The 14,392-nt window shown below is 50.1% G+C and carries 4 protein-coding genes; all 4 read right to left on the reverse strand.

The features are described 5' to 3' along the window. Positions 1-7: 7 nt before the first annotated feature. The 4 genes from secY2 to J1C91_RS07530 all read right to left on the reverse strand — a co-directional run bounded on the left by secY2 (position 8) and on the right by J1C91_RS07530 (position 14,224). Positions 8-1,231, reverse strand: a complete 1,224-nt coding sequence (gene secY2, locus J1C91_RS07515) for an accessory Sec system protein translocase subunit SecY2 (protein WP_125439066.1) — start codon at positions 1,229-1,231, stop codon at positions 8-10. Between the two features lie 32 nt (positions 1,232-1,263). Beyond that, complete coding sequence (locus tag J1C91_RS07520) at positions 1,264-2,268, reverse strand: sugar transferase (protein WP_125439068.1); 1,005 nt, start codon at positions 2,266-2,268, stop codon at positions 1,264-1,266. A 16-nt stretch (positions 2,269-2,284) separates the two neighbouring features. Then, entirely contained in the window at positions 2,285-5,509 is a 3,225-nt protein-coding gene (locus J1C91_RS07525) for an SP_1767 family glycosyltransferase (protein WP_125439070.1), read from the reverse strand. 342 nt (positions 5,510-5,851) lie between these two features. Continuing rightward, the gene (locus J1C91_RS07530; protein ID WP_427151642.1) at positions 5,852-14,224 is read right to left on the reverse strand and encodes an accessory Sec-dependent serine-rich glycoprotein adhesin; all 8,373 of its coding nucleotides are present in this window, start codon (positions 14,222-14,224) and stop codon (positions 5,852-5,854) included. Positions 14,225-14,392: the final 168 nt, after the last annotated feature.

Consider the following 14,392-nt stretch of genomic DNA (forward strand, 5'->3'; position numbering starts at 1 on the left):
GTTTCTCCTACAATAATGAACGATAACGGTCATTAAGCGTCAAGGCCTCCACCTCGTCCTTAATAGAAAAGACCATCCCGATAAAAATCATAAAAATCCCCGGAATCATACTGAGCCGCAGATACCGAATATCTACTAGCACCACCATCATGGGCAGGCCAGCAGTTATAATCAGATAGACAGCTCCCACGATAGCAAAATAAGTCACCAAACCATTGATATAATGGCGGGTCGCTGATCCAGGATAAACATTTTCGATATACTCTCCGCTCTTTTGCATCCGCTCAGCAATCTGGTCGCCGCTGATATTGATAAAGGCGAAGGCCAGTGCCAGAATGAAAATAGTCAGCAAATAGAGGATAAACCAAGCCGGACTTCCCATAGACAGCGCCTCTATCCACTGCTCAATCAACTGATTGTCCGACTGGAGAAAGTGGATAATCAAAAGGAAGTACTGGGGAACGCTGACCAAGGTCATAGCGTACATAATCGGCATCCCACCAGCAGGATTAAGACGAATATCCAGATAAGAGTACTTCTTGAAACGGTTATGGATATTGATCTTATTGACAGGAATTCGATACTTGGACCGCTCAACCGTAACAGCCAGATAGAGAAAGACTAGGCTGAAAACCAGCAGCAGACCCAGCCAAAGAGATGAAATCTTCAGCTCCTTGATGGAGTCCCAAATATCCTGCGGAATGTAGGCAATCATGCTGGCCATGACAATCATGATGGAGCCGCCAAGTCCCATAGCAGCATTCAAATCCGTCAGCCAGATGAGAAAGTAAGTCCCAGCCATCAAGACCAAGGTATCTAAGACGATAATCGTAGTCATATTCACCCCACCTATCTCCTGTAGAGGCAGGTTTAGGACCAGTGCCACGGACTGAATCAAGGCAATGACCAAGGTCAGTAGCATCCGCCGCCTTTCCTGTACTTCCAGTGGGAGCTTACTCAAGCCTAGGCGCTTGGACACAGCAAACATCTGCCAGATCAGCATAGAAGACATCCAAGGAGACAAGCCGACAGAAAAGAGCGACATACTGCGTAGATTTCCACCCATCAGGGCTGTCGCATAGTTCAAGGTCGTAGAAGCCCCGTCCATAGCCGCAGCCTTACTCATATCGATGAAGGGCAGGGTCAGCTTGGTTCCCAAGACATAAATAAATAAGAAAAACAGGGTCCACAGAAACTTCTTGATAATGAACGGTTTAAAAAATGACTTCACACTGACTCCTCATGACGATGGCTGGAAAGACTCTAAGATAAGACTTCCATCACCGCATCTACTAAGACTTTCTTGCTAAAATAACCTTCCTTGAGTAAGAAAGAGAACTTTCTAACCCGCTCGACCATAGCCTGATATTCCTCTGCAGTCAGATTTTCAACGATCCGACTGGCCTCTTCCAGACTGTCTACGACAAAGCCCAGACCGTGCTCGCGAATCAGCTCTGCATTGGACAGGTAAGAAGGGACGATGACCGGAATCCCAGCTGCCAGATAGGTGGCAGATTTATGAGAGATATTGAGACCATAGTATTCCGGCTCGTCTGCTGGATTTTCCTCAACGCCCCAGACCAGACCCAGACCACCCTTGGACAGCTCCAAGAGCAACTCTGGCCGGCTGACCCAGCCGCGATAGCTGACATTGGCCTCTGGATTTAACTCTTCCTCAGGCGAAAAAATCTCCAGCGGCGTAGCATAAGACCAATTGATCAGATGCGGAAAACGCTCCACACTTCCTGCAAAATACAGCTTAGGCGCAAACTGAGGCTGGTGCAGGGGCAAATCATAGGGATGATCCCACATGCGCTGGACCAAAATCTTGTCCACCGTCAGCCCCTCTGCCAGAAGCTTGTCGCGCATCTGCTCAGAAGGCACGATGACCGCATCTGACTGATTGTACATATCGATATACTCCGGCATCAGATAATAGTTTGACGGGAACATCAGCGGCGGCACATCATGGATAAAGGTAATCAGCTTGGCCTGCAAAATCTTGAGCTTGCTGATAAAGGCCTGGTCAAACTCCCGGCCATTCCAAGTCGGCGACTGATAGATAACCACATCGCCATAGCCCACACTAGCCATGATACCGTCCAGACGACGACTAAGCTCCGACTGACTGTCGCTGTAAATATCGTAAAAATAAAAACTCAGTTCATTAAAGCCCAGCTGCTTAGCTAGCTTGGTCACATCATTCTGGGCAATCAAGGCCGTACTCTGGCCAGACATACCGTATAGATTGGTAATATTAACTTTCATATTCTTTTTCTAATCTTCATTCCTGAGCCAGATTGGCAACAATCTGACTGTCATAAGCTTGGTCATCTCTAAACTCAATATCCTGATCAAAGTTGTGCTCAGCCGTATGCTTGTGCGACAGCTTGACCTTGTGCGTAGCTCCCATCTGGAACCACTCATACTCTGAGTCAATATGCCCAATATCTAGTGCCCGATAACCTTCCTGAACCAGATCATAGACCAAGACCTTGGCCGTCGGACCCAGCATGGTCAAAATCAGACGATTGTCCGCATGTTCTCGAACAGCCTGCTTGATGGCCTCCAGCTTGCTGTAGGCGTTGCGCGAAGGACAGATAATCCGCTTGATGGACCTAGCCCCGTCAAAGAGGTCATTACCTACACCAGAGCGAGAAGTTTCTCCCTCCACGATCAAGAGGTCCTTGTCCTGCCATAGCTGCTTGAGCTTTGCAAAATAGCCCGCAGACGGCGTCTTATCTTCCAAATCGATATAAGGCCGGGAAATAAAAGTTGAGCCATACCAAGGTGCTCGGCAGATATTTTTATATTTTTCAAGAAAATGTGGCAAATGATTTAGATTCCAGAAATTCTGGGCATCAATGGAATAGCGCTCTAGCCCTGTAAAAACATCGGGCAGACAAATCATCAAATGCTCATCGCTCTCCATAGACATGATCTCTCTCAAGCGCGCTGACAGTTCTGGATCAAAGTCCTGATAGACGATACTACGGCCCGCAACCAAATCCATCTCCCCATCTCCAAAGCGAACCACTGAAGCACCTTTCTCCAAGAGATAGTCCAGTGATTGGTCGATAGAGAGGACAGAAATCTGCCGCTCCTCAGGCTCGGCCAAGCCCAGCTTCTCAATAGCCTGCACCATGACTTCAGGGTTATCAGCTGGAAAGACTTCCTGCCCCTGCTGGCCATGGACTGTACTATCAAAGGCAAAGACTGGCTTGCCAGCAGACTTAAAGCGAGCAATAATGTCCCCTACCTCATCGCCGGCATTGATATCCAGCAGCAGCTGAGACTTAGCTTCCAGTGACTCCAAGAGAGCCGGAATGCCCGCAATATCTGAGCTGACACTGACATTAGGATACTGGAGCAGACGCGTGATTGGCTCTGCCACCACTACCGGTGCAGCGATGTAGAAATGACAGACAGGCAGGGCTTGAATCAGATAGTTGATATGCATCAGGTCACAAGAGTAGGTGTAGACCAGGCAGGACAGGCTTGAGCCATCTTCACCTTCCACCATCTTTTGAGTCAGGGCTCCGACTGGCTCCTGCATATCCGACCAATCCAGTCCCTGATAGAACCACCAGACCTCACGATAGATGGACTGGGTATACTCTTTCCAAGGCTTGCGCTCGGTCAGATAGTGAATCACCGGCGGATAGAGACCTTTTTCTGGCTCATAGTCCGAAAAGGTCGTGTGCAGCGTAATACAGTTATAAGCAAAAGGCAGCTCCATCCAGCGGTTTTCAAAGAGCATATTGAGAATGCTTTGGTCATCCTGAGTAACTTTATCATGTAAGTTATCAGTCATCTCAATCAATTGACCCGCAATATCGTTTTCTCTCCAGTAGTTCACATTAATTAGTAAAACACCTGAATTAAAAATCTGCTCGCCAAAGTATACTTCTCCACCCAGATCTCTTACCGCTCCAAGCGGATAGGTACCTAAATCAACTGCAAAAATTTCTGATAAGTCACGTGTAACTACAATATCGCAATCCAAATAAAGAGCTTGATCTTCCTCTACAAAAGTAGCCGTAAAATATCTCAAAAAAACTGAATAATGGATATTTGTCTTATATTGACTAATATGACTGCCATCCACCCGAGCATTGACAATCTGGCAGTCCAGCTTGGCCAGCTTTTTCCGCATACTGACAAACCACTCTGTCGGAAAGTCACTATTGATGACATAAAACTTGATAAAGCGATTGTGGCAGACGATGGACTTAATGGTGGTTAAGACCTGCTCACTATAGGCAGCATTAGCCGCCAGCACCACAGCCCGAAAGGCTTGCGGCTTCTCTTTTTTCATCAGACTGCGCAGCTTTCTCACCATCTCCTGAGGGTGCTCATGGGGATAGACCAGTTCTTCCTTTTCATTTTTCTTAGTATTGTCAAAAGCCAGAACTGGCTTGTCAAGTGCCTTGAAACGGCTGCTCAGTTCATAGTACTCGTTCCCATGGTGAATATCCAAATAGACCTGGCACTTATCAATGAGCTCATCCAGCACTGCATGGATAACCTGTGGATAGAGATGGATATTTTCATAGCGATCCAAAGAACGCAGATAATCTCCCATATCTGTGTAACAGGCTATATAAAAATGAACGCTAGGCAGGGACTGGGCTAAAAATTCAATCTGCTCCAGCTCCTGTACATCTGTCAGGAGCATGCAATTCAGAGCCGCCTTCTCCCATCGGTCTTGCAGCTCAAACTCTCCCCGATGATGGGCTGAAATCTCCGCCAAGCTCAAGGCCTGAAAGTCCCACCATAGCTGGCGGTACCGATAGCTAACTTCCGAGTTCCAAGGCTTGCGAAAGGTGGTATAGTGGATAATCAGAGGTTCCTGATCCAGCTCAAAATGACTATCCCAGCCGCTGTAAAAGGCCACTAAGTCATGGCCTACCTGCAGATTGTAAATCTTATCCAAGGGCAGCCAATCCTGAGCCAGCACATGATTTAAAACCGTCTGATCGCCGTTGAAATCCTCCATCTGGCCAGACTGGACCAAGCTCATGATGCGGTCCGTTTCCTTGATAAACGTCTCCTGCAGCTGCCTTTCTTTCCATGCTCGATTATCAATTAGCAGAACGCCAGAGTTAAAGCCATAACCGCCGGCATCTCCAACCGCTGCCACAAGCTTACCTTCCAGAGGAATATCAAATAAAGGTTGCAAATCTCTATTGACAACTAGGTCGCTATCCAGATAAAGGACGCGCTCCTCTGCCACAAACTGCGGAATGAAATAGCGAGCATAGGCTGCTGAGCTGATATGGTCCTGAGTCAGCCACTCTGGACTGATAGTCACTTGCTCCAAGCTGATATTGACCAACTCATTATCCAGCTGCTCAGCTAGCTCATTAAAATCACGAAACCATTCGTCGCTCAATCCCTGATTGAAAACATAGATTTTTACATTTTTATTGTAATATAAAATCGACTTAATTGCAGTCGAAACTTGCTCTTGATAGGCCTGATCCCCAACCAAAACAATCGTTTTCATTTCTTCCCTTACTCTTTCATTTCATAAACTCTAAAACATCATTTCTATACTTGATATTATATAAAATATTGTCCAAAAAATCTATATTCTCAAGGATTTTCCTGCACAATAAAGAACACTTTTTTCTACTAAATTGTCAAAAAAACAGGAAGTTGTCAAAACTTCCTGTTTCTATCGCCTCTCGGTTTCTTTTACTAATTCCTAATCTAGGATTTTAGGAAGCAAGCTCCAGAAATAATCAAACTATTTCTTTACGAATTGCTCTATCCATTACTTCCGCAGCTCACTAACAGAGTGGACTTTTGACGGACTAAAAGATAAACTGATTGGCTCTATTTACTGCTACTCCTCAGAGTCGCTTTTCTTTTTACGTCTCTTGAAGGCCAAGCCCAACGCTCCTAAGCCCAGAGCCAGGATGGAAGCCTTGCTCTCCGTTTCCCCTGTCTGAGGCAGACGGCCTCTGGAAATCAGATCCAGCTCAGACTGTCTTGCTGAAGCGGACAGGCTTTCAGATGTGCTCTGACTAGCTGACAGGCTCGTAGACAGGCTTTCCGATACAGACTGACTGACACGGGCAAGCTCACTAAGGCTGACTGCTGCTGACAGTGACTCGCTGGTAGAAAGGCTGAGTGAATAGAATTCCTTCTCATGAACCAGATCCAGCTGACTATGCAAGACTGAGGTGCTGGTGCTCACTGAGGTTGACTCACTGATTGACTGAGAATCGCTAATTGAAGCACTTTCTGAACCAGACAGACTAGCCGAAGTGCTGGCAGATTCTGAGGCACTTACTGAAGCGGATATACTTGCCAACGCTAAAGCAGATGCACTTACTGAAGCGGATTCGCTCGCAGATACGGATGAACTCGTTGAAGCGGATGTACTTGCTGATACTGATGCACTGGTTGAGGCGGACGTACTTGCGGATACTGAAGCGCTCGTCAATGCCGATGTGCTGGCGGATATTGATGCACTCGTCGACGCAGAAGTACTTGCACTCACGGACGCGCTCGTTGACGCAGACGTACTTGCGCTCACGGACGCGCTTGTCGATGCGGACTCGCTCGCAGATACAGATGCACTGGTTGAGGCCGAGATGCTTGCACTCACTGACGCACTGGTTGATGCAGACGTGCTTGCACTTACCGACGCGCTCGTGGAGGCCGATGTGCTTGCACTTACTGAGGCACTCGTGGAGGCAGATGTACTTGCACTTACTGAGGCACTCGTTGAGGCGGACGTACTTGCTGATACTGATGCGCTCGTTGACGCGGAGGTACTTGCTGACACTGACGCACTTGTCGATGCAGACGTGCTTGCACTCACTGACGCACTCGTTGAAGCGGACGTGCTTGCACTCACTGATGCGCTAGTAGACGCGGACGTACTTGCAGATACAGAGGCACTAGTTGACGCTGATTCACTCGCTTTCGCAGATGAACTAGTTGAAGCTGACTCACTTGCACTCACTGAGGCACTAGTTGACGCTGATGTACTTGCACTTACGGACGCGCTCGTCGATGCAGATTCACTCGCAGACACAGACGCGCTCGTTGATGCAGATGTGCTTGCTGATACAGATGCACTGGTTGAGGCTGACGTACTTGCGCTTACTGAGGCACTCGTTGATGCAGACGTACTTGCGCTTACCAATGCGCTCGTTGAAGCCGAGGTACTTGCGCTCACTGACGCACTTGTCGATGCTGACGTGCTGGCACTTACCGACGCACTCGTGGAGGCCGATGCACTTGCAGAAACTGAAGCACTTGTTGATGCCGAGGTACTTGCGCTCACTGACGCGCTCGTGGAGGCTGAGGTACTTGCAGATACAGATGCACTCGTGGAGGCGGACTCGCTCGCTTTCGCAGATGAGCTTGTTGAAGCCGACGTGCTTGCTGAAACTGAAGCACTCGTCGACGCGGACGTACTTGCGGATACTGACGCACTTGTTGATGCAGATGTACTTGCTGATACAGAGGCACTTGTGGACGCTGACGTGCTGGCGCTCACGGACGCACTAGTGGAAGCTGAGGTGCTTGCACTTACTGACGCACTCGTGGACGCTGACGTACTTGCACTTACTGAGGCACTTGTCGACGCTGACGTACTTGCAGAAACTGAAGCACTCGTTGAAGCGGATGTGCTGGCGCTTACTGAGGCGCTCGTGGACGCGGACGTACTTGCGCTTACGGATGCACTCGTCGACGCGGACGTACTTGCACTTACGGATGCACTCGTGGACGCTGACGTGCTGGCACTCACGGATGCACTCGTCGACGCGGACGTACTTGCGCTCACGGATGCGCTCGTTGAAGCAGACGTACTTGCGCTCACGGATGCACTGGTCGACGCGGATGTACTTGCTGAAACTGACGCACTCGTTGAGGCTGAGGTGCTTGCAGATACTGAAGCACTCGTTGAGGCTGACGTACTTGCGCTCACGGATGCACTCGTTGAAGCAGACGTACTTGCTGAAACTGATGCACTCGTCGATGCGGACGTACTTTCTGAAACTGATGCACTGGTTGATGCGGATGTGCTTGCTGATACAGATGCACTCGTTGAAGCAGACGCACTTGCGCTCACTGAAGCACTTGTCGATGCAGACGTACTTGCACTTACTGATGCACTCGTTGAAGCAGACGTACTTGCGCTCACTGAGGCACTCGTTGAAGCAGACGTGCTTGCTGAAACTGATGAGCTTGTTGATGCGGACGTACTTGCACTTACTGACGCACTTGTCGACGCTGAGGTACTTGCAGAAACAGAGGCACTTGTTGAAGCCGATGTGCTTGCAGATACAGATGCGCTAGTTGAGGCGGACGTACTTGCACTTACCGATGCGCTCGTCGATGCGGACGTGCTTGCGCTCACTGAAGCACTCGTCGATGCGGACGTACTTGCTGATACGGACGCACTCGTTGACGCTGAGGTGCTTGCACTCACAGATGCACTGGTTGAAGCTGACGTACTTGCGCTCACTGACGCGCTAGTAGATGCTGACGTGCTAGCACTTACCGATGCGCTCGTCGATGCGGACGTACTTGCTGAAACTGAGGCGCTAGTTGATGCGGACGTACTTGCACTTACCGATGCGCTCGTCGATGCGGACGTGCTTGCGCTCACTGAAGCGCTCGTTGACGCGGAGGTGCTTGCACTTACTGACGCGCTGGTCGATGTTGAGGTACTTGCAGAAACAGAGGCGCTTGTTGAAGCGGACGTGCTTGCGCTTACTGACGCGCTCGTGGAAGCTGACGTGCTGGCGCTTACTGAAGCACTTGTCGACGCTGAGGTGCTTGCACTTACTGACGCGCTAGTAGACGCTGAGGTGCTTGCAGATACTGAAGCACTCGTTGAGGCTGAGGTACTTGCACTCACTGAGGCACTGGTCGACGCTGACGTGCTTGCGCTCACTGATGCGCTCGTTGAGGCTGAGGTACTTGCAGATACTGACGCACTCGTTGAGGCTGAGGTGCTTGCAGATACTGACGCACTCGTTGAGGCTGAGGTGCTTGCAGATACTGACGCACTCGTTGAGGCTGAGGTACTTGCACTCACTGAGGCACTGGTCGACGCTGACGTGCTTGCAGATACGGATGCACTCGTGGAAGCAGACTCACTTGCTGATACAGATGCACTTGTTGACGCTGAAGTACTTGCGGATACAGAAGCACTGGTAGACGCGGACGTACTTGCTGAAACGGATGCACTCGCCGACGCGGACGTACTTGCTGAAACGGATGCGCTGGTAGACGCTGAGGTACTTGCACTTACTGACGCGCTCGTGGACGCCGAGGTACTTGCACTTACTGATGCGCTCGTGGAAGCAGACGTACTTGCACTTACTGATGCACTAGTGGACGCTGAGGTACTTGCGCTCACTGACGCACTTGTTGAGGCGGACGTACTTGCGGATACGGATGCACTCGTCGATGCTGAGGTACTTGCTGAAACGGACGCACTTGTCGACGCTGAAGTACTTGCACTCACTGACGCGCTCGTGGACGCCGAGGTACTTGCGCTCACTGACGCGCTTGTTGATGCAGATGTGCTGGCACTCACTGACGCGCTCGTGGACGCCGAGGTACTTGCACTTACTGATGCACTCGTTGAGGCTGAGGTACTTGCAGAAACAGAGGCACTTGTTGAAGCCGATGTGCTTGCGCTTACTGACGCACTCGTTGAGGCTGACGTACTTGCAGATACGGATGCACTCGTTGAAGCGGACGCGCTGGCACTCACTGACGCACTCGTGGAAGCGGACGTACTTGCACTTACCGACGCACTCGTTGACGCTGACGTACTTGCACTTACTGAGGCACTCGTGGAAGCAGACTCACTTGCTGATACAGATGCACTTGTTGACGCTGAAGTACTTGCGGATACAGAAGCACTGGTAGACGCGGACGTACTTGCTGAAACGGATGCACTCGCCGACGCGGACGTACTTGCTGAAACGGATGCGCTGGTAGACGCTGAGGTACTTGCACTTACTGACGCGCTCGTGGACGCCGAGGTACTTGCACTTACTGATGCGCTCGTTGAGGCTGAGGTACTTGCAGAAACAGAGGCACTTGTTGAAGCCGATGTGCTTGCGCTTACTGACGCACTCGTTGAGGCTGACGTACTTGCAGATACGGATGCACTCGTTGAAGCGGACGCGCTGGCACTCACTGACGCACTCGTGGAAGCGGACGTACTTGCACTTACCGACGCACTCGTTGACGCTGACGTACTTGCACTTACTGAGGCACTCGTGGAAGCAGACTCACTTGCTGATACAGATGCACTTGTTGACGCTGAAGTACTTGCGGATACAGAAGCACTGGTAGACGCGGACGTACTTGCTGAAACGGATGCACTCGCCGACGCGGACGTACTTGCTGAAACGGATGCGCTGGTAGACGCTGAGGTACTTGCACTTACTGACGCGCTCGTGGACGCCGAGGTACTTGCACTTACTGATGCGCTCGTGGAAGCAGACGTACTTGCACTTACTGATGCACTAGTGGACGCTGAGGTACTTGCGCTCACTGACGCACTTGTTGAGGCGGACGTACTTGCGGATACGGATGCACTCGTCGATGCTGAGGTACTTGCTGAAACGGACGCACTTGTCGACGCTGAAGTACTTGCACTCACTGACGCGCTCGTGGACGCCGAGGTACTTGCGCTCACTGACGCACTTGTTGAAGCCGATGTGCTTGCGCTTACTGACGCACTCGTTGAGGCTGACGTACTTGCAGATACGGATGCACTCGTTGAAGCGGACGCGCTGGCACTCACTGACGCACTCGTGGAAGCGGACGTACTTGCACTTACCGACGCACTCGTTGACGCTGACGTACTTGCACTTACTGAGGCACTCGTGGAAGCAGACGTACTTGCTGATACAGATGCACTTGTTGACGCTGAAGTACTTGCGGATACAGAAGCACTGGTAGACGCGGACGTACTTGCTGAAACGGATGCACTCGCCGACGCGGACGTACTTGCTGAAACGGATGCGCTGGTAGACGCTGAGGTACTTGCACTTACTGACGCGCTCGTGGACGCCGAGGTACTTGCACTTACTGATGCGCTCGTGGAAGCAGACGTACTTGCACTTACTGATGCACTAGTGGACGCTGAGGTACTTGCGCTCACTGACGCACTTGTTGAGGCGGACGTACTTGCGGATACGGATGCACTCGTCGATGCTGAGGTACTTGCTGAAACGGACGCACTTGTCGACGCTGAAGTACTTGCACTCACTGACGCGCTCGTGGACGCCGAGGTACTTGCGCTCACTGACGCACTTGTTGAAGCCGATGTGCTTGCGCTTACTGACGCACTCGTTGAGGCTGACGTACTTGCAGATACGGATGCACTCGTTGAAGCGGACGCGCTGGCACTCACTGACGCACTCGTGGAAGCGGACGTACTTGCACTTACCGACGCACTCGTTGACGCTGACGTACTTGCACTTACTGAGGCACTCGTGGAAGCAGACGTACTTGCACTTACTGAGGCGCTCGTTGAAGCAGACGTACTTGCACTTACTGACGCACTCGTGGACGCTGACGTGCTTGCGCTCACTGACGCGCTAGTAGACGCTGAGGTACTTGCAGATACAGATGCACTGGTGGACGCTGAGGTGCTGGCGCTCACTGAGGCACTGGTTGAAGCGGACGTACTTGCACTTACGGACGCGCTCGTGGAGGCGGAGGTACTTGCACTTACTGACGCACTCATCGATGCAGACGTACTTGCGCTCACTGACGCACTCGTTGAAGCAGACGTACTTGCACTTACGGACGCGCTCGTGGAGGCCGACGTGCTTGCAGATACTGACGCACTCGTCGACGCTGAGGTACTTGCACTTACTGATGCGCTCGTTGAAGCAGACGTACTTGCACTTACTGATGCGCTCGTTGAAGCAGACGTACTTGCACTTACTGATGCGCTAGTGGACGCTGACGTACTTGCACTTACTGATGCGCTAGTGGACGCTGACGTACTTGCACTTACTGATGCGCTAGTGGACGCTGACGTACTTGCACTTACTGATGCGCTCGTTGAAGCTGAGGTACTTGCACTTACTGATGCACTCGTGGAGGCTGAGGTACTTGCACTTACCGATGCACTCGTTGAGGCCGACATACTTGCGGATACTGACGCGCTTGTGGACGCGGACGTGCTTGCAGATACAGAAGCGCTCGTTGAAGCTGAGGTACTTGCAGATACAGAAGCGCTCGTTGAAGCTGAGGTGCTTGCAGATACTGACGCGCTCGTTGAGGCTGAGGTACTTGCACTTACGGATGCGCTCGTTGAGGCCGACGTACTTGCACTCACGGATGCGCTCGTCGATGCGGACGTACTTGCACTCACGGATGCACTTGTCGACGCTGACGTGCTTGCTGATACGGATGCACTTGTTGAGGCTGAGGTACTTGCACTTACTGACGCGCTCGTTGAAGCGGAGGTACTTGCACTCACTGATGCACTCGTTGAAGCAGACGTACTTGCAGAAACTGACGCACTCGTGGAGGCTGACGTACTTGCACTTACCGACGCGCTAGTGGAGGCGGACGTGCTGGCACTTACTGACGCACTTGTCGAAGCGGAGGTACTTGCAGAAACTGACGCACTCGTCGAAGCAGACGTACTTGCACTTACCGATGCGCTAGTGGACGCAGAGGTCTTAATTGACACAGAAGTACTTATAGATGCGGAACTACTTGCTGAAGTTGAGGCACTAGCAGAGGCTGACTTACTTTCCGCAATAGATGCGATTGTTGAGGTAGAGGCGCTGACGGATGCGGAGGTGCTTGCAGATTTAGAGGTACTACCTGCTCGGGTATCTACTAAATCTTTTCCTTGAATTGTAGCTTTCCTATTATCTCTGAACGTTATAGTAGTCGTACCATTATTAGAAACAGAAATGGCAGTATCTAAATTTTTACCCGCCACATCTATCGGTCTTAAGTTTGGATTACTCTGCTTAATTGCTTCTCTGACCTGATTTTTTTCAGTTTCAGATAGTTGGCTTGGATTATTGACTAGCACTGTATTCTCAGGAAGATTTGGTCTGTATCGAATAACAATCCTAAACTGACCATTAAGAATTCTGTCCTTGTTTGTAAGAGCAGCTGAAAATTCCTCATTAGAAACGTTTTGGTTCCCTGCAGCATCAGTAACCATAACATACCGAGTATAGTGACCAATATCTGTATCTACTGGCACTTTCCCATGAACCTTGACCTTTAGTAGATTACCTTCTTGAGTGACAGTTTTTTCAATCCATTCAGTTCCCCTACCAGAATCAGTACCATTATACCAACGAACATATGTCTTATTGATATCGAAAGCATTTGAATTATCAGTCGCTGTCGCAATAAATTCAAAGCTTTCCCCACGGTAGACATTTATTTCCCCTGGAAAATCAACGACAGGTCTCTCTGTATCAACAGCATTTGCTACGTCACGACGCGTTCTTCTCCGTCCTGTCTGGTTAGAAGCCTCTGTTGACTGCTGGCTACTTTCGGATCTAGCACTCTCTGATGTAGAGGCGGTAGATGTCTGACTGGCTGAGACTGACTCTGATGCACTAGCGGACGCACTAGTGCTTGCACTCACTGAATCAGATGTACTTGAAGACACTGAAAGAGACTCAGATACACTTAAGGAATCTGAGACTGCTTGAGATGTGCTAGCACTGATAGAGGCAGAGCTAGACTGTGACATTGACTCTGAAACTGAAATGCTGGCTGAGATAGATGCACTGACAGAAGCACTGGCACTGGCTGAGGATGTATCTGATACAGACTCTGACTCAGTATGTGAGCTTGCCGTTGCGGTTGCTGCCTCAGCAGCACTGCTTTCTTCTCCTAAAACTGTTTCACCACGTGTCGCTAAAACGTCTGTCGTGTCAATGACTTTTTCCAGAGCCTGACCTTCTTCTGCATGGACAGTTGTGCTTGTGACAACAGCTCCGCCAAGCACGGCTCCCGTGGCGACAATGCCCCTCAAAAAGTCTATGCCGCTCTTCTTATCGGCAACTTGTTCTTCCGTTACCTTGAGCTCGATCGATGAAAGGCCTCCCCCCTTCATTGATCTAAAAAGGCCGAACTGTGATGTCGCAGCACGCAGCCAATGCTTACCCGATTTAATCAGCTTAAAACGAGTCACACGCTCTACTTCGTGGTACTTACCTTTTTGACGTTTAAAAAACATAATTCTCCCTTTAATTTATATCCTTTTTAAAAATCCATTAATCCCATTTTACCACACTATTATATAAAATGAACAATAATTTACTTATTTTTTTTGCTGAAATTGTTTTCAAGCATTTCCAAAAAATTCATTTTCAAAAAGAATCACCTTACTTTCATAACCTTTTTC

The sequence above is a fragment of the Streptococcus sanguinis genome (genome assembly GCF_050222175.1).
In the GTDB taxonomy this organism is placed as follows: Bacteria; Bacillota; Bacilli; order Lactobacillales; family Streptococcaceae; genus Streptococcus; species Streptococcus sanguinis_M.